This window comes from Streptomyces sp. GLSS-08 (assembly GCF_056387915.1).
Genome location: NZ_JBWJAQ010000021.1, coordinates 1 through 22,178, shown reverse-complemented (window position 1 = coordinate 22,178; position 22,178 = coordinate 1). Strand labels below are relative to the sequence as shown.

The following is a 22,178-nucleotide window of genomic DNA, read 5'->3' as shown; positions in this document are numbered from 1 at the left end:
AGCGCAAGATATGCAAGCGGCTTGCGTTGACGGGTGAACTCGCCAGGACCTGGATGCGCGCTGTGAAGCGTCGCCCCCGGGGGGGGGGCAGGTCGTCGTCCGGAGGTGCCTGCCGACGGCGCCCGGCGCCGCGGGGCGACCTCCTCGTACGGGTGGGGCGGGGCGGTGCGATGTCACGCGCGGTGCGATGGCATGCGCCTCCCACGGTCACCTCTTGTGGCCCGTGACCTGGCCACCCACTCGATGAAGTCGCCCGGGTCGACGTCGGAGTCCGGCCTGCCATCGCGTTCGCCAGGACGATGAGGGGCGCCCGAGGCGTCGACGGCCTTGCCGTCGGTCCTGACGGGGACGCTGACCACCAGGCTCCCGTGGGTGCCGTCGCTCGGGTCCGGCCCGAGCGGCGAACGGGGCCTGGCGGGGAGGCGTCGGTGACGCGGGAGGGGGCCGGGAGCCGCTACACGACGCGGAGGTGTGCGGCGCCGTGCCGGACCACGCGGGTCCTGCGCGGGACCAGCGGCGCGCGGCGCGCCTCGCGCAGGACCAGGGTCAGGCGCGTATAGCCCATGTCCTGAAGGGTCTTGGGGGTCTCACCGACGACCCGGCAGTCCGTACGGCCCCAGCGCGGGTCGGGGTGCACGAGCGGGCGCACCGCTCCGTCCTGCTCCACGCCCTGCGGGCCCACGGCCCGGATCCAGTGCGGCAGCCCCTGCCGGTAGGCGGCCTCCATGAGGGGGTCCTGGGCGATGTCCCGGCGGATCGACTGCAGACCGCGGTCCTGCGCGTGCAGCTCCACGGCGGCCGCGAAGTGGGCCAGCATCGGCAGGCACCAGCTCGACTCGTGCTCACCGAGGACCATGGCCGCATCGGGGTGGAACAGGACGAACCGCAGGAAGTTGTCGCCCGGCATCGCCGTCGGATGCGGGCCGACACCACGGAAAAGCCTCTCGAACGCGGCGTTGGACAGGACGACGTCCCATCGGTGGTCGAGCACGACCGACGGAAAGGGGAGAGCATCCAGAAGCGTGGCGTAGTCCTGGAGATACGCCTGAGCCTCGAGACTCTCGGGGACGGGCCGCGGCTGGGACCGCTGCCCTCCTGCCTGGTACGCCATCGGGAGGTCACCCCTCTTGCCTATGCGGCCTTCACGCGGCGCCCCGATCCTGCTGCCCGGAGCGGAGTCGTGTCAACTATCGTGGCATTTGGCGCCTGTTGACGGCTGAATCTCGCCACAGTTGTGGCGAGACCTGGCTGTGGGTTCGAACAAGCGGCTACTCTCCGGGGGGTTCCTGAGTATCTTGTGAGAGACCTGAGAGAGACGTAGGAGATCTGTCGGTGACGGATGGCTTCGAGGTTCCGGGCGCCGTGGCGACGGTTCTGCTGCCCGCCGTCGTGGCCCGGGTCACCGCACTCGCCGACCGGCTCGGTGTGCCGCACGGCGAGATCTTCGACGTGCGACGCCTGTCGGCCGAGTCCGGCGTCCCCGAACCGGTGGTCAGGGCCCTGCTGAGCGGCCGGCCCGCCGGCGAACCCGACCTGCAGACGCGGTTCCTGCAGCGGTTCGACCTGCTGCGCCGCACGCGGCTCAAGCCCAACGGGCGCAAGTACACCCAGCAGGAGATCGCCGACGGCGCGGGCATGTCGCGGCAGCAGGCCGGAGCCCTCATCAACGGCGACCGGCGGCCCACCATGGAGCACTGCGACGCGATCCAGCGCTTCTTCCGGGTGCACGCCGGATTCCTCACGGCCGAGGATCCCGAGGCGCTCGCGAGCGCGCTCCAGTGCTGCGAACAGGAACTCCTCCAGCAGCTCGCCGATCGTGAACGCGCGGCGGCCCTCGCCGCCGACGACCCGCTGGAGCGGCTGCTCCAGGACCACGGCGTCCGCGGCATCGCCTGGCGGGCCGCGCAGCTGCCCACGGACCAGCACCGGGACAAGGTCGCGGAATGGCTGGACATGCTCCTGGAAAGCGTCAAGCGGCCCGAGTCGTGATCCGGGGGAGAACAGTGGGCATTGGCAGGGAGATGCGCCGCTTGTGCGGCGAGCTGGTCGCGGAACTCTCGCTGCCCGCGCCGGCGGAGCCCGCCGACCTGTACGGCGCCCTGTGCGACGCCATGAGCAGGCGCCGCGGCCGTCCCGTCCAGTACCGCACGGCCGCCTTCCCGCCCGGCACCGCGAGCGGGCTGTGGCTCGACATGGCCGACCAGGACCTCGTCGTCATCGAGCAACGCACAGCGCCCGACCACCAGTTGGTGATCCTTGGGCACGAGCTGTGGCACATGAAGGCCGGGCACTGCGGCCATCATGTGCAGGGCGCGGCCGTCGCGGCCCGGCTGCTCCGCGACGACGCGGACCTCCAGGCCACCGTGCTCAGGGTGGCGGCCCGCACCCGGTTCGACCTCGGCGACGAGCAGGACGCCGAGAGCTTCGGCCTGCTCCTCGCCAGCAAGTGCCGTAGGTGGCTGACAGGTTCGCCGCTGCGCGGGCCGGTGCGGCGGGACGACCTGGCGGGCCGGATCGAGGCCTCCCTGGGCTACCGCGGGCCGCAGGACTGAGCACCCCGGAAGACCCCGAGGACCATGGACGGATCCAGCTACTACATCCCCGCCGTCGCCATGGGCGTCTCCCTCGCCGTGAAGGCGCCCGCGCTCGTGCGGGGCTGGCGTGACCCGCTGCTGCGGTCCGTGGGCGTGCTCCTCGCCCTGGCCGGTCTCGTCTTCCTCTTCGCCGCACCGCCCACCATCGCCGAGGTCAACGAACTCACCGGCGTCCCGAACATCTCGGCGCCGCTGGTCTACTGCCTGCTGAGCGCCTTCAGCGCCTCCTGCCTCGTACTGATCGTCAACTGGCGCGGCGGGCCCCCCGAGTCGACGCGCCGCGTCTCCCGGCGCTGGACGGCCGGGTACACCGTGGTGAGCGTGGCGCTGGTCGTCCTGTTCGTACTCGGCGAAACCCCCGAGGAACGGCTGCGGGACTTCGACACCCACTATGCCAACACGCCCTTCGTCCGCGAGATGATCGTGCTCTATCTGGTGGCGCTCACGGTCGCGGGCGTCGCGGTGAACGTCATGTGCTGGCGCTGGGCGCTCCAGGTGCGCGGCTGGCTGCGTGCCGGGCTGCTCACCATCGCGACCGGCTTCCTGTGCAACATCCCGTACGCGGCGGCCAAACTGACCGCCGTGGCCGCCCGGTGGAACGGCGGCGACCTGGACGGCCTGAGCACCTACGTGGCACCCGTGCTCGCCTCGCTCGGGGCGCAGCTGAGCGCGGTCGGCTTCTGCCTCCCGCTGGCCGGGCGGCGCGTCGGGGACATCTGGGGCACCTGGTCGACGTACCGCAGGCTCGGGCCGCTGTGGCGGGAGCTGAACTCGGTCGCCGGGCACGGGGAACGGGCGGTGCGGATCGCCTGGTGGTCCCCCGCCGAACTCCAGGTCACCCAGCGGGAGTCCGACATCCACGACGGGATGCTCGGCCTGTACCCCTACTTCGACCCCGAGGTGCGCTCCTTCGCCTACGACGCCGCCGTGGCGGCGGGTGCGGAACCCGCACAGGCGCGGGCCGAGGCGGACGCGGCGATGGTGTCGGCGGCCGTACGGGCGAGGGCCGCCGACCCGGAGGGCAGGGTCATCAGCTCGGCGGCGGCCTCCGGCGCCCCCGCGCCGTCGGAGGCTGCGGCCGCGGCGGCCGACGGTCCCCGCGACCTCGTGCGGATGTCGGTCGCCCTGCGCCGGTCACCCGTGGTCGCGGCCGTCCGGCGGCGGGCCACGACCGGGCAGACCCCCGACCCCGGAGAACGCTCCCGCTGACCGTTGTCCGGCCAGGGAATTCGGAATGTCCCACGTCCGCCGGGCGGGCGAACCCGCGGCTGCGGAAGCCGGATTGTCAGTGGGGGACGGCAAGCTGGAGTCACGTACCGCTTCGACCAGCCGACCCGGGGAGAGCCGTCCGATGCCGACCGCCGTACTGACCGACCACGAACGCGCCGCCGTGCAGGCCTATCTGCGTCTCCTCCAGACCGTTCGCGCCGCGTTCGACGGCCTGCCGGACGCCGGGCGCCCACCCGTGGTGCCGCCGGCCGCGCTCGCCGAGGCGGAGCGCGCGCTGGCGGCGGCCGGCCTCGCGGGCAACGAGGCGGAGTTCTTCGGGCTGCTGCACAGCTGGTGCCCGCAATCGGGGTGAGACCGGCAGGGACGGATCCGAGCGGTGGTCCTTCAGGAGCGCGGCACGGTGAGCGCCGTCGCCAGCAGGCCCCGCTGGACGGTCCAGCGTCCCTCGAAGACCTGGACGCGCGCGCCGTCCACCAGCGGCCCCGGCACGAGGAGTTCGGCGCGGAGGCGGCCGGTGCGCGGCGCGGCGTCCCCGGCCTGCGGATCCGGGAGGAGGTCGATGTCCGCCTCGGAGAAGTCCAGCCACTGCCCGGTCAGGGGGAACCACGCCTTGTAGACGGACTCCTTGGCGCTGAACAGCAACCGGTCCCAGTGGACGGAGGGGACGGCCGCCGCCAGCCGGCGCAGCCGCTCCCGCTCCGTGGGCAGGGCGATGGCGTCGAGGACACCCTCGGGGAGTTCCAGATGGGGCTCGGCGTCGATGCCGAGGGAGGCGAGGTCGGCGGTGCGGACCAGCGCGGCGGCGCCGTAGCCCTCGCAGTGCGTCATGCTGCCCGTCAGGCCCTGTGGCCAGCGGGGGGCTCCACGCTCGCCGGGCAGGATCGCCCGCGGGGGCACGCCGAGCTTCTCCATGGCGCGGCGGGCGCACGCGCGCACGGCGGTGAACTCCCGGCGGCGCTTCGCCACGGCGCGCGCTATCAGCGCCTCTTCCTCGGGGTACAGCGCGGCGCGCCCGGCCTCGTCGTCACCGAACGTCTCCACGGCCACGACCGGCTCCGGGAGCACTTCCTCGATCACCGGCTCCGACCCTCCATCGGCAGAATGCGGCGCAGCGTACCGTGCGGTCCCGGACGTCTGCTCCACTCGCGGGGGTAGCCCACCGACACCTCTTCGAAGCGGACGCCCTGGTGATAGGTGGTCCGCGGGATGTGGAGATGACCGTAGACCATGACGGCCGTGCGGAACCTGCGGTGCCAGTCGGCGGTCAGCCCGGTGCCGCACCACATCGCGAATTCGGGATAGTGCAGGATGTCCGTCGGGTGCCGGTCCAGCGGGTAGTGGTTGACCAGCACCGTGGGGAGCTCTTCGGGCAGCTCGGCGAGTCTGCTCTCGGTCTCGGCGACCCGGGCCCGGCACCAGGCGTCGCGGCTGGGGTACGGGTCGGGGTGCAGGAGATGCTCGTCGGTGCAGACGATGCCGGTCGACTCCGCGTAGTCGAGACCCTGCGCCTTGGTCTCGCAGCCCTGCGGCAGGAACGAGTAGTCGTAGAGCAGGAAGAGGGGCGCCACGACCGCGGGGCCGCCCTGGCCCTCCCACACGGGGTAGGGGTCCTCGGGGGTGAGGACACCGATCTCGCGGCACAGCGCGACGAGGTGTTCGTAGCGGGCGACGCCGCGCAGGGTGACGGTGTCCTTCGGGTGGGTCCACAGCTCGTGGTTGCCGGGGGTCCAGATCACCTTGCGGAAGCGTCCGGCGAGGGTTTCGAGGACCCACCGGATGTCGGCCACGGTCTCCGCGACGTCTCCGGCCACCAGGAGCCAGTCGTCGTCGGTCGTGGGGCGCATCCGCTCGACCAGGGCGCGGTTCTCGGCGTATCCGACGTGCAGATCGCTGATGGCCAGCAGTTGCCCGGCACGGCCGGCCGTCGCGTCCACTCCCGCTCCCTCCTAGATCCTTGTGGACCACAAGAACACATCCGCCGGGCACCGACAAGAGCGGCTCGACCGGGTTCCGAGTCCACGTTCCGGGAGTCCGCGCGGGCGGGCCGCGCGGGCCGCCTGCCAATCCGTAACATGCCCGTGGCGCCACGGAGGCCCCGCGCCCCCTATGATCGGGCCAACACCACTGCCACGAGCCTCTTCGGCGTACGGCGCTCGGTGTACCTCCCTCTACCCTCGGCCGGGCCCGGCCCGCTCCGCCGTGCCCGCGCACCCTGAAAGGTGGCCTGCATGGCCTCTCGCGTACGCGTCTGGCTCAACCGCACGTACGCGGAGAACGTGTTCTTCATGGATCAGTTGCGGCGCAATCCGCACGACCGGCCGGTCGAGATCCGTGTCACGCACGGCGACGCCGACTCCCCTCTCCTGGCCGCGGCCGACACCGCCGCGCTGGAGCCGGAGGGACTCTCCCGGGCCGCGTACGTCGAGTACGCGCTGGACCAGTGCGCGCGGCACGGCATCGACGTGTTCGTGCCCGTCCTGCACCAGGCGGAGATCGTGGCGCACCGCGCGGAGTTCGCGGCGCTCGGTACGGCCCTGCTCGCGCCGCCCGCCGAGGCCGTGTCCGTCTTCCACGACAAGGTGACGGCGTACGAGGCCGTACAGGCGCAGGGGGTGCCGGTGCCGCCGTGGTGGCGGGTGCGCACGGCGGAGGAACTCCTCGCGGCGGTCGACTCGTTGGAGGCCGACGGCCACCAGGCGTGCTTCAAGCCCGCGGTGGGCGCGGGCGGGGTGGGCTTCCGCGTCGTCACCCGCGAACCGTTCTCGCTCAGGCACCTCGACGGCTTCCCCGGCGCGCACGTGCCGCTCGACATGGTCGTGGAGGCGGTGCGGCGGGCCGAGCAGCCGGTGGACTGGCTGGTGATGCCGCTCCTGGGGGAGCCGGAGGTGTCCGTGGACTGCCTCACCGGACCCGACGGCCGGGTACGGATGGCCGTGGGCCGCACCAAGAACGGGCGGCGCCGCGGCTTCACGCTCCACCCGTCGTGGACCGGACCGGCCCGGCGGGTCGCCGAGGCGTTCGAACTGCACTACCTGACGAACATCCAGTTCCGGATGTTCGGGGACGAGCCCGTCCTCATGGACGTCAACACACGTCCGGCGGGCGGGCTGCACCAGCTCGCGCAGTGTGGTGTCAACGCCCCCTGGGCGGCCGTGCAGTTGGCGCTCGGCGAGGAGCCGGGCGACCTGATGCCCGCGCGGCTCGCGCAGGACTACACGGTGGTCTCGGGTCCGCGGCCGTTGCGCCCGCTCTCGCTGCCGCGGCAGCGGACGAACACCCCGGCTCAGCCACTGCCCGCGGTGCCTTCGCCGACGTCTCAGGTGCCCCCGGCCTCCCTGGGCTCCCCGGCTGCCCCGCAGGACGCGGCGACCACCGCGACGGCGCCCGCCTAGGCAGGTATGTGGTTGTGCTCCTTGGGTGGTCCGGGTGAGGTCCTCGATCCAGATCATCGAGGCGCGTGGGCCGGCTCACCGCGACCGACCTCAACGGTCACAGCGGCCCCCAGACGTCACCGAGGGCACGGACGCGATCGTCGCCCTCGCCACCGAGGAGCCCGGCGCCGGCACCGGACGCCTCGTTTCCCGTCACGGGGCGATCGCCTGGTCCTGAAACCGGCAGCACCGAAACCGAACCGCAACAACCGGTCTGGACCAATTCCGGGCCCACCCCTTGACAGTCGCATTGGTCCATACCAACTTGGTTGCGCACTCCCCTGCACCACCCTGCACTCCCGAACACCCCCATTTCCCCAGGGAGATCGCGTGCGCATCACACTGTTCCGGCGTTCCAGACGCCGCCTCCTCGCCCTGCTCGGCACCGCCGCCCTGGCCATGACCGGGGCGGTCGCTCTGCCCGGTACGGCCCAGGCGGCCAACGTCCTGACCAATCCCGGCTTCGAGTCGGGCGGCCTCTCCCCCTGGACCTGCACGGGCAACCTGGGTTCGGTCGTCTCCAGTCCCGTGCACGGCGGCTCCAAGGCCCTTGCGGGGGCCGCGAGTTCGAGCGACAACGCCAAGTGCACCCAGACCGTCTCCGTCCAGCCGAACACCACGTACAGCCTCTCGGCGTGGGTGCGCGGCAGCTACGTCTATCTGGGTGTGGACGGCGGCGCCTCGACGTGGACGTCCTCCGCCGCCGGCTACAGCCAGCTGGCCCTGTCCTTCACCACCGGCGCCTCGCAGACCAGCGCCAAGATCTACACCCACGGCTGGTACGGCCAGGGCACCTACTACGCCGACGACATCAGCCTGGACGGCCCCGGCGGCGGCGGCTCGGACGCGCAGGCGCCGTCGGCTCCGGCGAGCCTGCGGTCCACGGGCAAGACCTCGTCGAGCGTGTCCCTCGCCTGGAGCGCGTCGACGGACAACGTCGGCGTGACGGCGTACGACGTCTACAGCGGCTCGAACCAGGTGCTCACCGTCTCCGGCACCAGCGCGACGGTCAGCGGGCTCTCGCCCAGCACGGCCTACACCTTCACGGTCAAGGCGCGCGACGCGGCGGGGAACACCTCGGGCGCGTCCAACGCGGTGAGCGTGACGACCGACGCGGGCGGGGGCGGCGGCACCGGCTTCAAGCAGGCGGCGCCCTACCTCTACCTCGGCTGGGGCGATCCGCCGAGCGCGACCTCCGTGATGAGCTCGACGGGCATCAAGTGGTACACGATGGCGTTCGTGCTCGACCAGGGCGGCTGCAACCCCGCCTGGGACGGCAGCCGTCCCCTCACCGGGGGCAACGACCAGAGCGTCATCAACTCCATCCGGTCCGCGGGCGGTGACATCGTCCCGTCGTTCGGCGGCTGGTCGGGCAGCAAGCTCGGCGCCAACTGCTCCTCGGCGAGCGCGCTCGCCGCGGCGCTGCAGAAGGTGATCGACGCCTACAGCCTCAAGGCGATCGACATGGACATCGAGAACACCGACGAGTTCGAGAACGCCGCTGTCCAGGACCGCATCCTCACCGCCCTGAAGACCGTCAAGGCGAACAACCCGGGCCTGCGCACGATCATCACGTTCGGCACCACGACGACCGGTCCGACGTACTGGGGCAACCGGCTCATCGAGCAGGCCAAGGCGCTCGACGCCGGGATCGACGTCTTCACGATCATGCCGTTCGACTTCGGCGGCGGATCCGACATGTACGGCAGCACGGTGGGCGCGGCCGAAGGCCTGAAGACCAAGCTCAGGTCGACCTTCGGCTGGGACGACGCGACGGCCTACTCCCACATCGGCATCTCCGGGATGAACGGCCTGAGCGACCAGCAGGAGAACACCACTCCGGCGATGTGGAGTCAGATCCGCGACTGGGCGAACTCGCACCACATCGCCCGCCTCGCCTTCTGGTCGGTCAACCGCGACCGCCCCTGCCCCGGCGGCGGCGTGACGAGCAACTGCTCGGGCATCAGCCAGACCGACTGGCAGTTCACCTCCATCACGGCCGGGTTCACCGGCTGACGCTCCCCTCGTGGGGGTACCGAGCCGCCGGCCGGTACCCCCACGCGCACGTCCGGCCACGGCTACTTCAGGTAGGCGAGCCCCGGATGCGCCGCCGTGTAGCCCGTGACCAGCCGGTGGGCGACGTTCACCGAGTCGACCAGGGGGTGCAGGGCGAAGGCCTTGACGGCGGTGGTGCGGGAGCCCGACTCCGCGGCGGCGAGGACCTCGCGCTCGACCGCCTTGACCGCGCACACCAGACCGGTGGCGTGGTACGGGAGCGGGTCCACGGCGACGGGGTGCGCGCCGTTGGCGTCGACCAGGCACGGCACCTCGATGACGGCCTCGGCGTCCAGGACGGCGAGGGTGCCGCGGTTGCGGACGTTCAGGATCAGCGTGGTGCGCTCGTCGCGGGCGACGGCCCGCATCAGGGCGAGGGCGACCTTCTCGTAGCCGCCCGACAGGTCGTCCGCCTCGCGCTCGCCGGCGCCCGCCGCGTCCCGGTTCTCCGCCATGTACGTCGCCTCGCGCTCGGCGCGCGTGCGGTCCCAGGCCGTCAGCGCCGCGGCACCGGGGCGCCGCATCTCCTCGTAGAAGGCGGCCTGCTGGTCGCGCAGGAAGGCGCCGCGGGTCTTCTTCGCCGCCTGGTAGGCCCGTACGGTCTCGCGGTTGAAGTAGTAGTAGTGCAGGTACTCGTTCGGGACGGCGCCCAGGGACCGGAGCCAGTCGGCGCCGAAGAGCCTGCCCTCCTCGAAGGAACCGAGCAGCCCGGGGTCGGCGAGCAGGCGCGGGAGCTCGTCCCGGCCCGCGACGCGCAGACCCCGTACCCAGCCCAGGTGGTTGAGGCCGACGTAGTCGATCCAGGCCTCGCGGGGGTTCGCGCCGAGCACGCGGGCGATACGGCGGCCGAGGCCGACCGGGGAGTCGCAGATGCCGATCACCCGGTCGCCGAGGTGCCGTGACATGGCCTCCGTGACCAGTCCCGCGGGGTTGGTGAAGTTGATGACCCAGGCGTCGGGGGCGAGCCGGGCCACGCGCCGCGCGATGTCGGCCGCGACCGGCACGGTGCGCAGGCCGTACGCGATGCCCCCGGCGCCCACCGTCTCCTGGCCGAGGACTCCCTCCCCGAGGGCGACGCGTTCGTCCGCCGCCCGCCCTTCGAGGCCGCCGACGCGGATCGCGGAGAAGACGAAGTCGGCGCCGCGCAGGGCGTCGTCGAGGTCGGTGGTGACGGTCACCACGGGGGCGCCCGGCTGCCCTGCCGCCTGCTCGGCGAGGACCCGGGCCACCGCCGAGAGCCGTTCCGCGTCCACGTCGTGCAGCACGACATGGGTGACGCGGCCCTCGGCCCGGTCTGCGAGGAGCGCCCCGTACACGAGCGGCACCCGGAACCCGCCGCCACCCAGAATCGTCAGCTTCACGCCACTCCTGCCTTCCCCGGCTGTCCTGCCACGATCTCCCGTACGCCCGCTGTCGCCGCGGCGTACCGCGTCGGTGCGTCGGCCGGCGTGTTCGTCTCTATCACGCCGGACGCCTCCCGGTCCCGGAGCTTCTCACGGTCCGTCGCAGCGAACGTGACTGGTCGGCGGGCAGGGGCAGCCGGGCACAGGACCGCAGGGCGGGCGGTGCCGCGCGCCGCGCACGGTGCCGGAGGGACCTGTACGAAGCGAGGCACGAGAACGTCCAGCCGCCAGTCCGGGACGGCTCGGAGGTCGTGCAGATCGAGAGGATCTCGGGACGCTCCGCGGTCGGTGTACGCATTCGGGTGGGCGCCCGCCGGCCGCTGCACGCGACGGGCGCCGGGCTCGCGCTCCTCGCGCACGGCGACGACCTTCCAGGAGGCGTTGGGGCGGCACTCCGTCCCGGACACACGCCCCTGACCCGCGCACCCCGGCCGCGGAACGCGCGGCGCGTGACAGCACGCGGGCCCTGCCCCGCAGCGACACCCCGGACACACCCGGCCGGCCTCTGCGCCGCCCCGGCCACGGAACACACGACGCCCGCTGGAATGCGCGGCGGGGACCGGCGTCATCCGGCCTCTCCCCCACGCGGTTCGGCCCCCCGCTCGTTGACCGCCCCCGACGCCGCTCCTACTGTCCGAGCGAGCGCCAAGTGAGTTGCCGACGATCCGCCGCAGCCTGCCAGGAGGCCGTCATGACGCACGCCACGCGCACAGCCGCAGCCGCAGCCGGGGATCCTGCCGAGCCGCGGACCCTGCCCCAACTCGTGGAACGCAACGCCCGGCTCCATCCGGGCCGGCCGGCCCTGTCCTGGCGGGAGCCCGGCGCCGACGAGTGGAACACCCTGGACTGGGCCGGGGTACGGGAGCGCACCACGCGCCTCGCGGCGGGATACGCCGCGCTGGGCGTCGGCCGGGGCGACCACGTGCTGCTGATGATGGCCAACCGGCCCGAGCACTGGCTGTCCGACCTCGCGCTGGTGCGCCTGGGCGCGGTGCCGGTCACGGTCTACGGCACCTCCGCGGAGCCCCAGCTGGCGCACATCGCCCGCAACTGCCGTGCCTCCGTGGCCGTCGTGGAGGGCGCCGCCGAGGCCGCCCGGTGGACGGCGCTGCTGGACGACGAGGACACACCGCTCACCCGGCTGGTCGTGGTGGAGCCCGGGGGCGAGGGCGCCCACCTGCCGTACTCCGCCCTGTCCGAGGAGCCGGCGCCGGAGCACTTCGGCACGTCGCTCGACGCGTCGCGCCTCGACGACCCGGTCACCGTCGTGTACACCTCCGGCACCACCGGCGAACCCAAGGGCGTGGTGCTCACCCACCGGCAGGTGCTGGCGAACGCCCGCGCCATCGACGGGGTCGTCGAACTCCCGCCGTACGTCGAGCACATCAGCTATCTGCCGTTCGCCCACATCGCGGAACGGATGCTGAGCATCTACGTGCCCTGTCACCGGGTCTCCCACGTCTACCTGTGCCCCGATCCGCAGCGCGTCGCCGAGGCCGTGCGCGCGGTGCGTCCCGCCCAGTTCTTCGGGGTGCCGAGGATCTGGGAGAAGCTGGCCACGACCGTGCGGACCGGGCTCGCGGCCCTGCCCGGCGAGCAGCAGGACGCCGTCGCACAGGCCATGCGGGTGGCGCGGGACCACGTCGCCTGCCGGGAGCGCGGCGAGGAGCCGCCCGCCGGACTCGCCGCGGCCTACGCGCAGGCCCGCGAGCGGGTACTGGTGCCGCTGCTGGCCGCCGGCGGTCTTGACCGGGTCACCTGGGCGGCCAGCGCCTCGGCACCCATGCCGATCGACGTGGTGCGTTTCTGGGCGGGTTTCGGCATCGTCGTCATGGACGCCTGGGGGATGACCGAGACGGCGGGCGTGGCCACCGCGAACAGCCCGCACAGCGGCTTCCGGCTGGGCTCCGTGGGGCGCCCCGTGCCTTCGGTGGAGGTCAGGGTCGCCGAGGACGGCGAGCTGGAGGTGCGCGGGGAGTCCGTCTTCGCCGGCTACCTCCGGGAGGACGGGGCGGTGGCGCCCGCCGTGGACGACGAGGGCTGGCTGCGCACCGGTGACATAGGCCGCGTCGACGAGGACGGATACGTCTGGATCACGGACCGCAAGAAGGAGATGATCATCACCTCGACGGGGAAGAACGTCTCACCCGCACTGGTGGAGAACGCCCTCAAGGAGCACCCGTTGATCGGGCAGGCCCTCGTGCACGGCGACCACCACTCCTACCTGGTGGCCCTGCTCGTGCTGGACCCGGAGGCGGCGCCGGCCTGGGCGGCGGCCCACGGCATCGGCACCGGGACGGACCCGGCCGCCCTCGCCGGACATCCCGCCGTGCGCGCCGAGGTGGACCGCGCGGTCGCCGCCGCCAACTCCCGCCTGAACCGGACCGAGCAGGTCAAACGGTACGAACTGCTCGCCGAGGAGTGGGGTCCTGCGACCGGTGAGCTGACCCCGTCCTTGAAGATGCGCCGCCGTGTCATCCGCGACAGGTACGCGGCGGCGCTGGAAGGTCTCTACAAGGACTGAACCCGCCTCCCGCGCACCGCGTCGCCGCCGGGCGGGCCTCCGCCTTCACACCCTGAACTCCCGGTCCCCGCACGGACTTTCTCGGCTTGACCTCTTGACGGCCGGGGTGCCGGAGAGCACATTGGCCGCGCAGCTGCTGTGAGAGCGCTCTCAAAAACCACCCGCACACCTCACTCCGCACCCGAAGAGGGCACCCCCATGAGTGAAACGTCCGGCACACCCGGCAGACGCGCCCCACTGCGGCGCGCTCTCATCGCCGTGTTCAGCACCCTCAGCCTGGCGGCCGCCGCCGCCACGGCCGCCACCCTTCCCGCGAACGCGTCCGCTCCGCCGCCCCCCTCCGGCTGGTCCCAGGTCTTCGTCGACGACTTCACCGGCCCCGCCGGCAGCGGCGTCAACACGACCGACTGGCAGTACACGACGGGCACCAGCTACCCCGGCGGTCCCGCCAACTTCGGTACCGGCGAGATCGAGACGATGACCAGCAGCACCGACAACGTCTCGCTCGACGGCTCCGGCAATCTGCGGATCACCCCGCGGCGCGACGCGTCCGGCCACTGGACGTCGGGCCGCGTCGAGACCAGACGCACCGACTTCCAGCCGCCCGCGGGCGGCAAGCTGCGTGTCGAGGCCCGCATTCAGATGCCGAACGTGACCGGCCCTGCCGCCAAGGGTTACTGGCCGGCGTTCTGGATGCTCGGCTCCCCCTTCCGGGGCAACTACTGGAACTGGCCGGGCGTCGGCGAGCTGGACATCATGGAGAACGTCCAGGGGCTCAACACCGAGTGGGCCACGATGCACTGCGGCACCTCGCCGGGCGGCCCGTGCAACGAGACCTCGGGCATCGGCGGCAACACCCCGTGCACGGGGGCGACCTGCCAGGCGGGGTTCCACACGTACGCCGTCGAGTGGGACAGGTCCGCGAGCGTCGAGGAGATGCGCTTCTACCTCGACGGCGTCAACTTCCACACGGTCAAGGCGAATCAGGTCGACGCCACGACCTGGACGAACGCCACGAACCACGGCTACTTCATCATCCTGAACGTGGCCATGGGCGGCGGCTTCCCCGACGCCTTCGGAGGCGGCCCGGACGGCGGAACCGAGCCGGGCCACCCGATGGTCGTCGACTACGTGCAGGTCCTCCGGGCCGCGGGCGGGGGCGGCACGACGCCGCCGCCGTCCGGCAGCCGTGACGCGTACAGCGCGATCCAGGCCGAGTCCTACGACGGCCAGGGCGGCGTGAGCACCGAGTCGACCACCGACTCGGGCGGCGGGCAGAACATCAGCGCGATCGGCAACGGCGACTGGGCGCTCTTCAAGGGAGTCAACTTCGGCTCCACGGCGGCCAGGCAGTTCTACGGCCGGGTGGCGAGCGGTGCGGCGGGCGGCGTCAGCGGCCTGGTCGAGGTGCGCCTGGACAGCCGTACGAGCGCTCCCGTCGGCAGCTTCGCGGTGGGCAGCACGGGCGGCTGGCAGAGCTGGCGGACGGTCCCGGCGAACATCACCGGCGTCACCGGCACCCACGACGTCTATCTGACCTTCAGCAGCGGCCAGCCGGCCGACTTCGTGAACGTCAACTGGTTCGACTTCGGCCACTGACGGGAGGAGACCACCGGCGGACAGGGAAGGGGCGGGCCGGCAGGCCCGCCCCTTCAGCGCAGCTCCAGCCGGAACTGCGCCGGGGTCAGGTCCGTGTGCTGGTGGAAGAACTTGGAGAAGTTGGCGGCGTCCGGGAAACCGACGGCGGCGCCGACGCGGCCGATCGGCATGTCCGTGTGGGCGAGGAGCCGCTTGGCCTCCAGCGTCACCCGCTTGTCGATGAAGCCCTTCGGTGTCTCGCCGGTCGCCGCCCGCACCGCGCGCACCAGGGTGCGGCGGGAGTAACCGAGCGCGTCGGCGTACGCGCTGACGCTGTGATTGGTGGCGAAGCCCCGCTCCACCGCGTCCCGGAACCGGGTGAACGTGGTGTCGCCCCGCTCCTGCGCCGCCCCGGCCGAGGTCTCCGCCAGGTGGGCCAGCCGGAGCAGGAACGCCGTCAGGGAGTGCCGCAGCACCGAAGTACGCAGGCCAGGCGGCAGGGTGACGGTGTCGACGTACTCGCGCTCCAGCTGGGCGAGGGAGTGCTCAAGGGCGGCGAACCGCGCCGCGTCGGGCCGCAGCAGCGGGGGCTGGTCGTAGCGGTAGAGCCCGGTGGCCTCGACCGTGGCGCGCGGCAGAAAACCCGGTTGCATGGTCAGCACGGTCCCGCGGTACCCGTTGGTACGGGAGAAGCGGTGGACCTGGCCGGGACGGATCCAGAGCAGCTCACCCGCGGCGGCCTCGTACTCGGCGAAGTCGATCATGTGTCGGACGGGACCTTCGTGGAACAGCATGACGACGTGGAAATCGATGCGGTGCACGCGGTCCAGCGGTGCGTCCGCGTGCCAGGTGCGAGAGGTGCCCATCGGTCCCACCTGCATACCGACACCGGAGACGCTCAGGTCGACGGGGAAAGGAAAGGTCTTGATCCCCTCCTGCCCCCGGCTGCCGCCCTGGGATGTTCTGTCCGCCATGTCCCTCTCACGTCGACTCGGTCCCGCACTCGCTGTCCCACTTTCACCGAAGGCTGACACAGAGGCACCTTCCCCAGCAAAAGTCAGACTTTTAAGGTTGAACACGTCCGAGCAGTTTTTCCGCCCATCAAAGGACTTCTTGAAGATGAGCACGCAGACGTTCGACAGTCTCGAATGGACCGAACTCGACCGGCGTGCCGTCGACACCGCCCGCATTCTGGCGGCCGATGCCGTACAGCAGGTCGGAAACGGACACCCCGGCACCGCGATGAGCCTGGCTCCGGCGGCGTACACCCTCTTTCAGAAGGTGATGCGGCATGACCCCGCCGACCCGGAGTGGACGGGCCGCGACCGCTTCGTGCTCTCCCCCGGTCACACGTCGCTGACCCTGTACACCCAGCTCTTCCTCTCGGGCTACGAGCTCGGCCTCGACGACCTGAAGGCCTTCCGCACGCACGGTTCGAAGACGCCCGGTCACCCGGAGTACGGGCACACGGCGGGTGTCGAGACCACCACCGGCCCCCTCGGCCAGGGTGTCGCGAACGCCGTGGGCATGGCGATGGCCGCCCGCTACGAGCGCGGACTGTTCGACCCCGAGGCCCCGGAGGGCGAGTCCCCCTTCGACCACACCGTCTGGGCGATCGTCTCGGACGGCGACCTCCAGGAGGGCATCTCCGCGGAGGCGTCATCCCTGGCGGGCCACCAGAAGCTCGGCAATCTGGTCTTCGTCTACGACGACAACCACATCTCGATCGAGGGTGACACCGCCACGGCCTTCTCCGAGGACGTCCTCAAGCGGTACGAGGCGTACGGCTGGCACGTGCGGCGGATCGAGCCCGGCGCGGACGGCGACATCGACGTCCACGCGCTGCACACGGCGCTCGAGGAGGCGCAGGCCGAGACCGGGCGCCCCTCGATCATCGCGATGCGCACGATCATCGCCTGGCCCGCCCCGAACGCGCAGAACACCGAGGCCGCGCACGGCTCGGCGCTCGGCGCCGAGGAGGTCGCGGCCACCAAGCGCGTCCTCGGCTTCGACCCGGAGCAGACGTTCCAGGTGGAACCGGAGGTCCTGGCCCACGCCCGTCAGGCCCTGGACCGGGGCGCCGAGGCCCACGCCGCCTGGGACAAGCAGATCGCCGAATGGCGTAGGGCGCAGCCCGAGCGCGCCAGGCTCTTCGACCGGGTCCTTTCGGGCCAGCTCCCCGAGGACTGGGAGAGCGCGCTGCCGGTCTTCGAGGCCGGCACGTCCGTCGCCACGCGTGCCGCGTCCGGCAAGGTGCTCCAGGCACTCGGCCCGGTCATCCCCGAGCTGTGGGGCGGCTCCGCCGACCTCGCCGGCTCGAACAACACCACGATAGACAAGACCAGTTCCTTCCTGCCGGCGGGCAACCCGCTGCCGGAGGCCGACCCCTACGGCCGCACGGTGCACTTCGGCATCCGCGAGCACTCCATGGCCGCGGAGATGAACGGCATCGCGCTGCACGGCAACACCCGCGTCTACGGCGGCACCTTCCTGGTGTTCTCCGACTACATGCGCAACGCCGTACGCCTGTCCGCCCTCATGCAGCTTCCGGTGACGTACGTGTGGACGCACGACTCCATCGGCCTCGGCGAGGACGGCCCCACCCACCAGCCGGTCGAGCACCTGGCGTCGCTGCGCGCGATCCCCGGCCTGAACGTCGTCCGCCCGGCGGACGCCAACGAGACCACGATCGCCTGGCGCGAGATCCTCAGGCGGCACGCCACCGGTCCCGCCCCGCACGGCCTCGCCCTCACCCGCCAGGGCGTGCCGGTGTACGAGCCCGACGAGGACACCGCCAGGGGCGGCTACGTCCTGCGGGAGTCGTCCACGGGGACGCCGGACGTCATCCTGATCGCCACCGGGTCCGAGGTGCACGTGGCCGTCGAGGCGCGCGAGCGGCTGGAGGCCGAGGGCGTGGGCACCCGGGTGGTGTCGATGCCGTGCGTCGAGTGGTTCCAGGAGCAGCCCGCGGAGTACCGCGAGCGGGTCCTGCCGCCCTCGGTGAAGGCCCGCGTGGCGGTCGAGGCCGGCATCGGCCTGACCTGGTACCGGTACGTGGGTGACGCGGGACGCATCGTCTCCCTGGAGCACTTCGGCGCCTCCGCCGACGCCGAGACCCTCTTCGCCGAGTACGGCTTCACCGCCGAGAACGTCGCCTCCGCCGCGCGGGAATCCCTCGCCGCAGCGCGTGGTTGATCCGAGCGCAAGAAAGAAGATGATCACTGTGACCGAAGCAACCGCAGCCGCGGGAGCCCTGGAGCGCCTCTCCGGCGAGGGCGTCTCCATCTGGCTGGACGACCTGTCGCGCAAGCGGATCACGTCCGGCAACCTCGCCGAACTCGTGGCACACCAGCATGTGGTGGGCGTCACCACCAACCCCTCGATCTTCCAGGCCGCCATCGGCTCCGGAGAGGGATACGAGGAGCAGCTCGCCGACCTCGCCGTGCGCGGCGTCACGGTCGAAGAGGCCGTCCGCATGATGACCACGCAGGACGTACGCGCCGCCGCCGACGTCCTGCGGCCCGTGTACGACGCGACGGGTGGCCGCGACGGACGGGTGTCCATCGAGGTCGACCCCCGCCTCGCGCACCGCACCGAGGCGACCGTCGCCGAGGCCAAGCAGCTCGCCTGGCTGGTCGACCGCCCGAACGTCATGATCAAGATTCCGGCGACCGAGGCCGGCCTCCCGGCGATCACCGAGGTCATCGGCCTCGGCATCAGCGTGAACGTGACGCTGATCTTCTCTCTGGAGCGCTACCGCAAGGTCATGGACGCCTACCTGGCCGGCCTGGAGAAGGCGCGGGACGCGGGCATCGACCTGTCCGGCATCCACTCCGTGGCCTCCTTCTTCGTGTCCCGCGTGGACAGCGAGATCGACAAGCGGCTGGCGAAGGTCGGCACGGACGAGGCCCTGGCCCTCAAGGGCCGGGCGGCGCTCGCCAACGCGCGTCTCGCCTACGAGGCGTACGAGGAGGTGTTCGGCGGCGGCCGCTGGACCGCTCTCGACTCCGCGGGGGCCAACAGGCAGCGCCCCCTGTGGGCCTCGACCGGGGTCAAGGACCCGGCGTACAAGGACACGCTGTACGTCGACGAGCTGGTCGCGCCGGGCACGGTCAACACCATGCCGGAGGCCACGCTCAGGGCGGCCGGCGACCACGGTGACATCCACGGCGACACGGTGACCGGCGGCTACGACCGGGCGCGCGCCGACCTGGCGGCCGTCGAGAACCTCGGCATCTCCTACGACGAGGTCGTCGGGCAGCTGGAGGACGAGGGCGTCGCGAAGTTCGAGGCCGCCTGGCAGGACCTGCTGGAGGCCGTGGCGACGTCGCTGGACCGCAGGGGAGTTGAGAAGTCATGAGCGAGAAGCCCACCGGTAGCACGGCGGACCGGGAGGCCGACGGGACGTCGCCCTCTCCCGCCGACGACGCGAAGAGCGGCGCGGCGAAGCCGGATGCCCCGGCGAAGCGGGCCGGGGCCGCGACGGCGAAGCCGAAGGACGGGACCGCCGCGGACGGGGCCGGGGGCGACGGCGACGCGTCGGCGGACCTCGCCGGGGCCCTCGGCGTGTCCGGCGCCGAGTCCGACTGGGAGAACCCGCTGCGCCATCCCCAGGACCGCCGGCTGCCCCGCATCGCCGGTCCTTCGGGTCTGGTCATCTTCGGCGTCACCGGCGACCTCTCCCGCAAGAAGCTGATGCCGGCCGTCTACGACCTCGCCAACCGCGGTCTGCTGCCGCCGGGTTTCTCGCTCCTCGGGTTCGCCCGGCGCGAGTGGGAGGACCAGGACTTCGCGCAGGTGGTGCACGACTCCGTGCGTGAACACGCCCGTACGGAGTTCCGCGAGGAGGTCTGGCAGCAGCTCGCCGAGGGCATGCGCTTCATCCCGGGCGACTTCGACGACGACACGGCGTTCAAGCAACTGCGCTCCGCCGTCGCGGAGTTGGACGCCTCCCGCGGCACCAGCGGCAACTACGCGTTCTATCTCTCCGTACCGCCGAAGTTCTTCCCGAAGGTCGTCAAGCAGCTGAAGAAGCACGGGCTCGCGGACGCACCCGAGGGTTCCTGGCGGCGCGCGGTCATCGAGAAGCCGTTCGGCCACGACCTGGCGAGCGCGCGTGAGCTGAACGCGATCGTGCACGAGGTGTTCGACCCGGACCAGGTGTTCCGTATCGACCACTACCTGGGCAAGGAGACCGTCCAGAACATCCTGGCGCTGCGCTTCGCCAACCAGATGTACGAGCCGGTCTGGAACCGCAGCTACGTCGACCACGTGCAGATCACGATGGCCGAGGACATCGGCATCGGCGGACGGGCCGGCTACTACGACGGCATCGGCTCCGCCCGCGACGTGATCCAGAACCACCTGCTCCAGCTGATGGCGCTGACCGCCATGGAGGAGCCGGCCGCCTTCGACGCCGAGTCGCTGCTCGCCGAGAAGCTGAAGGTCCTTCGGGCCGTCAAGCTGCCGGAAAACCTGGGCGAGCACACCGTGCGCGGTCAGTACGCGGCCAGCTGGCAGGGCGGTGAGCGGGTGCCCGGCTATCTGCAGGAGGACGGCATCGACCCGAAGTCGACGACCGACACCTACGCGGCCGTCAAACTCCAGGTCGACAACCGCCGTTGGGCGGGCGTCCCCTTCTACCTCAGGACCGGCAAACGGCTCGGCCGCCGGGTGACGGAGATCGCGGTGGTCTTCCAGCGCGCCCCGCACTCCCCGTTCGACTCGACGGCCACCGAGGAACTCGGCGCGAACGCGATCGTCTTCCGCGTCCAGCCCGACGAGGGCATGACGGTGCGCTTCGGATCGAAGGTGCCGGGTACGTCGATGGAGATCCGGGACGTGTCGATGGACTTCGCCTACGGCGAGTCCTTCACGGAGTCCAGCCCGGAGGCGTACGAACGGCTGATCCTGGACGTCCTGCTCGGCGACGCCAACCTCTTCCCCCGCCATCAGGAGGTGGAGGAGTCCTGGAAGATCCTCGACCCGATCGAGGGCTACTGGGCCACGCACGGCAGGCCCGCACAGTACGCCTCGGGCACCTGGGGCCCGAAGGAAGCCGACGAGATGCTCGCACGAGACGGACGGAGCTGGCGCAGGCCATGAAGATCGACCTGACCGACACCACGGCAAGCAAGATCAACAAGGCACTCGTGCAGGGTCGCCGCGCCATCGGCACCCCGGCCGTGGGCATGGTCCTCACGATGGTCATCGTGACCGACGAGGAGAACGCCTACGACTCCATCAAGGCGGCCGAGGAGGCGTCGCGCGAGCACCCCTCGCGCACCCTGGTCGTCATCAAGCGGCACGCCAGGACGCCGCGCGACCGCACCAACTCGCACCTGGACGCCGAGGTCCGCGTGGGCGCCGACGCCGGCACCGGCGAGACCATCGTGCTGCGTCTGTACGGCGAGGTGTCCGACCACGCCGACTCGGTGGTCCTGCCGCTGCTGCTGCCCGACGCGCCGGTCGTCGTCTGGTGGCCGGTGGACGCGCCCCAGATCCCCGTCAAGGACCCGCTGGGCGCCCTCGCCGCGCGCCGGATCACCGACATGTACGCGGTCGAGACACCGCTCACCGCGCTGGAGGCCCGTGCCGCCGCGTACGCGCCCGGCGACACCGACCTGGCGTGGACCCGGCTGACGCCGTGGCGCTCGATGCTGGCCGCCGCGCTCGACCAGGCCCGGACGAAGGTGACCTCGGCCACCGTCGAGAGCGAGGCCGAGAACCCGAGCGCCGAGCTGCTCGCCCGCTGGCTCGAGGCCCGCCTCGCGGTCTCCGTCGAGCGTGTCGTCAGCGCGGGCCCCGTCGTCACCGCCGTCCGCCTGGGCACCGACAGCGGCGAGATTGTCATCGACCGGCCCGAGGGCCCGATGGCCACCCTGACACTGCCCGGCCAGCCCCCGCGCACCCTCGCGCTGAAGGTGCGCAGCACCTCCGAACTGATCGCCGAGGAACTGCGGCGCCTCGACGCGGACGAGATGTACGCCGTCGCCCTGCGGGGCGAGGGCACCGAGGAGATTCCCACCCATGTCTGACTTTCCCAAGCTCACGCACCGTCCGCAGTGGACGGCGCTGGAGGACCACCGCGCCCAGGAGTTGCTCCACCCGCAGCTGCGTGAGCTGTTCGCCGCGGATCCCGGACGTGCGGACCGCTACACCGTGCGCGTCGGCGACCTGCGCATCGACTACTCCAAGCACCTGATCACGGACGAGACCCTGGCGCTGCTCCAGGAACTGGCCGCGGCCACCGGCGTGTTCGGGCAGCGGGACGCCATGTTCCGCGGTGAGAAGATCAACGTCACCGAGGACCGGGCGGTGCTGCACACCGCGCTGCGCGCCCCGCGGGACGCGGTGGTCGAGG

At 71.8% G+C, this 22,178-nt stretch carries 17 protein-coding genes and 3 pseudogenes; 15 read left to right on the top strand and 5 right to left on the bottom strand.

Features of this window, described 5'->3' with window-relative positions:
* Positions 1–454: 454 nt before the first annotated feature.
* Positions 455–1,111 (bottom strand): MmyB family transcriptional regulator, encoded by a 657-nt coding sequence (locus AC0ZLC_RS28655; protein WP_476754854.1) that lies wholly within the window; start codon positions 1,109–1,111, stop codon positions 455–457.
* A 221-nt stretch (positions 1,112–1,332) separates the two neighbouring features.
* Between AC0ZLC_RS28655 and AC0ZLC_RS28650 the strand changes: the two genes are divergently transcribed.
* The 4 genes from AC0ZLC_RS28650 (at position 1,333) to AC0ZLC_RS28635 (ending at position 4,176) form a co-directional block, all read left to right on the top strand.
* The gene (locus tag AC0ZLC_RS28650; RefSeq protein WP_476754853.1) at positions 1,333–1,989 is read left to right on the top strand and encodes a helix-turn-helix domain-containing protein; all 657 of its coding nucleotides are present in this window, start codon (positions 1,333–1,335) and stop codon (positions 1,987–1,989) included.
* A gap of 32 nt (positions 1,990–2,021) precedes the next feature.
* On the top strand, positions 2,022–2,552 hold the full coding sequence (locus tag AC0ZLC_RS28645) for a toxin-antitoxin system, toxin component (protein ID WP_476754852.1): 531 nt from the start codon (positions 2,022–2,024) through the stop codon (positions 2,550–2,552).
* Positions 2,553–2,576: 24 nt separating this feature from the next.
* The gene (locus tag AC0ZLC_RS28640; protein ID WP_476754851.1) at positions 2,577–3,803 is read left to right on the top strand and encodes an MAB_1171c family putative transporter; all 1,227 of its coding nucleotides are present in this window, start codon (positions 2,577–2,579) and stop codon (positions 3,801–3,803) included.
* A 142-nt stretch (positions 3,804–3,945) separates the two neighbouring features.
* Positions 3,946–4,176, top strand: a complete 231-nt coding sequence (locus AC0ZLC_RS28635; RefSeq protein ID WP_476754850.1) for a hypothetical protein — start codon at positions 3,946–3,948, stop codon at positions 4,174–4,176.
* A 32-nt stretch (positions 4,177–4,208) separates the two neighbouring features.
* Here the strand turns inward: AC0ZLC_RS28635 and AC0ZLC_RS28630 are convergent, their stop codons facing one another.
* Both AC0ZLC_RS28630 and AC0ZLC_RS28625 read right to left on the bottom strand, forming a co-directional pair.
* Positions 4,209–4,901 carry a 4'-phosphopantetheinyl transferase family protein gene (locus AC0ZLC_RS28630; RefSeq protein WP_476754849.1) on the bottom strand — a complete coding sequence of 231 codons (693 nt, stop codon included), beginning with the start codon at positions 4,899–4,901 and terminating at the stop codon, positions 4,209–4,211.
* Entirely contained in the window at positions 4,898–5,758 is an 861-nt protein-coding gene (locus AC0ZLC_RS28625) for a metallophosphoesterase family protein (protein WP_476754848.1), read from the bottom strand. Before AC0ZLC_RS28625 ends, AC0ZLC_RS28630 begins: the two co-directional genes overlap by 4 nt.
* Before the next feature lie 294 nt (positions 5,759–6,052).
* Here AC0ZLC_RS28625 and AC0ZLC_RS28620 point away from each other — a divergent pair, with 294 nt between their 5' ends.
* The 3 genes and pseudogenes from AC0ZLC_RS28620 to AC0ZLC_RS28610 all read left to right on the top strand — a co-directional run bounded on the left by AC0ZLC_RS28620 (position 6,053) and on the right by AC0ZLC_RS28610 (position 9,271).
* Entirely contained in the window at positions 6,053–7,216 is a 1,164-nt protein-coding gene (locus AC0ZLC_RS28620) for an ATP-grasp domain-containing protein (RefSeq protein ID WP_476754847.1), read from the top strand.
* A 77-nt stretch (positions 7,217–7,293) separates the two neighbouring features.
* Positions 7,294–7,433: pseudogene (locus AC0ZLC_RS28615) on the top strand (short-chain dehydrogenase); the annotation flags it as partial.
* Between the two features lie 152 nt (positions 7,434–7,585).
* The gene (locus AC0ZLC_RS28610) at positions 7,586–9,271 is read left to right on the top strand and encodes a carbohydrate binding domain-containing protein (RefSeq protein ID WP_476754846.1); all 1,686 of its coding nucleotides are present in this window, start codon (positions 7,586–7,588) and stop codon (positions 9,269–9,271) included.
* Positions 9,272–9,333: 62 nt separating this feature from the next.
* Here AC0ZLC_RS28610 and AC0ZLC_RS28605 read toward each other — a convergent pair whose 3' ends face one another.
* A complete protein-coding gene (locus AC0ZLC_RS28605) occupies positions 9,334–10,671 on the bottom strand; it encodes a 6-phospho-beta-glucosidase (protein WP_476754845.1) in 1,338 nt (445 codons plus the stop codon).
* A 233-nt stretch (positions 10,672–10,904) separates the two neighbouring features.
* Here AC0ZLC_RS28605 and AC0ZLC_RS28600 point away from each other — a divergent pair.
* The 3 genes and pseudogenes from AC0ZLC_RS28600 to AC0ZLC_RS28590 all read left to right on the top strand — a co-directional run.
* Positions 10,905–11,078 (top strand): annotated as a pseudogene (locus AC0ZLC_RS28600) (IclR family transcriptional regulator domain-containing protein); the annotation flags it as partial.
* A gap of 326 nt (positions 11,079–11,404) precedes the next feature.
* Positions 11,405–13,237, top strand: a complete 1,833-nt coding sequence (locus AC0ZLC_RS28595; RefSeq protein ID WP_476754844.1) for an AMP-dependent synthetase/ligase — start codon at positions 11,405–11,407, stop codon at positions 13,235–13,237.
* Positions 13,238–13,435: 198 nt separating this feature from the next.
* Entirely contained in the window at positions 13,436–14,836 is a 1,401-nt protein-coding gene (locus tag AC0ZLC_RS28590) for a glycoside hydrolase family 16 protein (RefSeq protein WP_476754843.1), read from the top strand.
* Positions 14,837–14,889: 53 nt separating this feature from the next.
* On the opposite strand, the gene AC0ZLC_RS28585 is transcribed toward AC0ZLC_RS28590, so the two are convergent.
* Positions 14,890–15,789, bottom strand: a complete 900-nt coding sequence (locus AC0ZLC_RS28585; protein ID WP_476754842.1) for a helix-turn-helix transcriptional regulator — start codon at positions 15,787–15,789, stop codon at positions 14,890–14,892.
* A gap of 145 nt (positions 15,790–15,934) precedes the next feature.
* On the opposite strand from AC0ZLC_RS28585, the gene tkt reads away from it, so the two are divergent.
* The 5 genes and pseudogenes from tkt to AC0ZLC_RS28560 form a co-directional block, all read left to right on the top strand.
* On the top strand, positions 15,935–18,010 hold the full coding sequence (tkt, locus tag AC0ZLC_RS28580; protein WP_476754841.1) for a transketolase: 2,076 nt from the start codon (positions 15,935–15,937) through the stop codon (positions 18,008–18,010).
* Between the two features lie 19 nt (positions 18,011–18,029).
* Entirely contained in the window at positions 18,030–19,175 is a 1,146-nt protein-coding gene (gene tal, locus AC0ZLC_RS28575; protein ID WP_476754840.1) for a transaldolase, read from the top strand.
* Complete coding sequence (gene zwf, locus AC0ZLC_RS28570) at positions 19,172–20,920, top strand: glucose-6-phosphate dehydrogenase (protein ID WP_476754839.1); 1,749 nt, start codon at positions 19,172–19,174, stop codon at positions 20,918–20,920. Before tal ends, zwf begins: the two co-directional genes overlap by 4 nt.
* The gene (opcA, locus tag AC0ZLC_RS28565) at positions 20,917–21,852 is read left to right on the top strand and encodes a glucose-6-phosphate dehydrogenase assembly protein OpcA (RefSeq protein ID WP_476754838.1); all 936 of its coding nucleotides are present in this window, start codon (positions 20,917–20,919) and stop codon (positions 21,850–21,852) included. Before zwf ends, opcA begins: the two co-directional genes overlap by 4 nt.
* A pseudogene (locus AC0ZLC_RS28560) lies at positions 21,845–22,178 on the top strand (glucose-6-phosphate isomerase); the annotation flags it as partial. The gene opcA and the pseudogene AC0ZLC_RS28560, both read left to right, overlap by 8 nt.

Excerpts from the sequence above, each read along its gene's own strand:
- tal (WP_476754840.1), top strand. The coding sequence starts at position 18,030 with ATGATCACTGTGACCGAAGCAACCGCAGCCGCGGGAGCCCTGGAGCGC.
- AC0ZLC_RS28655 (WP_476754854.1), bottom strand. The coding sequence starts at position 1,111 with ATGGCGTACCAGGCAGGAGGGCAGCGGTCCCAGCCGCGGCCCGTCCCC.
- AC0ZLC_RS28635 (WP_476754850.1), top strand. The coding sequence starts at position 3,946 with ATGCCGACCGCCGTACTGACCGACCACGAACGCGCCGCCGTGCAGGCC.
- AC0ZLC_RS28645 (WP_476754852.1), top strand. The coding sequence starts at position 2,022 with ATGCGCCGCTTGTGCGGCGAGCTGGTCGCGGAACTCTCGCTGCCCGCG.
- opcA (WP_476754838.1), top strand. The coding sequence starts at position 20,917 with ATGAAGATCGACCTGACCGACACCACGGCAAGCAAGATCAACAAGGCA.
- zwf (WP_476754839.1), top strand. The coding sequence starts at position 19,172 with ATGAGCGAGAAGCCCACCGGTAGCACGGCGGACCGGGAGGCCGACGGG.
- AC0ZLC_RS28595 (WP_476754844.1), top strand. The coding sequence starts at position 11,405 with ATGACGCACGCCACGCGCACAGCCGCAGCCGCAGCCGGGGATCCTGCC.
- AC0ZLC_RS28620 (WP_476754847.1), top strand. The coding sequence starts at position 6,053 with ATGGCCTCTCGCGTACGCGTCTGGCTCAACCGCACGTACGCGGAGAAC.
- AC0ZLC_RS28590 (WP_476754843.1), top strand. The coding sequence starts at position 13,436 with ATGAGTGAAACGTCCGGCACACCCGGCAGACGCGCCCCACTGCGGCGC.
- AC0ZLC_RS28640 (WP_476754851.1), top strand. The coding sequence starts at position 2,577 with ATGGACGGATCCAGCTACTACATCCCCGCCGTCGCCATGGGCGTCTCC.
- tkt (WP_476754841.1), top strand. The coding sequence starts at position 15,935 with ATGAGCACGCAGACGTTCGACAGTCTCGAATGGACCGAACTCGACCGG.
- AC0ZLC_RS28585 (WP_476754842.1), bottom strand. The coding sequence starts at position 15,789 with ATGGCGGACAGAACATCCCAGGGCGGCAGCCGGGGGCAGGAGGGGATC.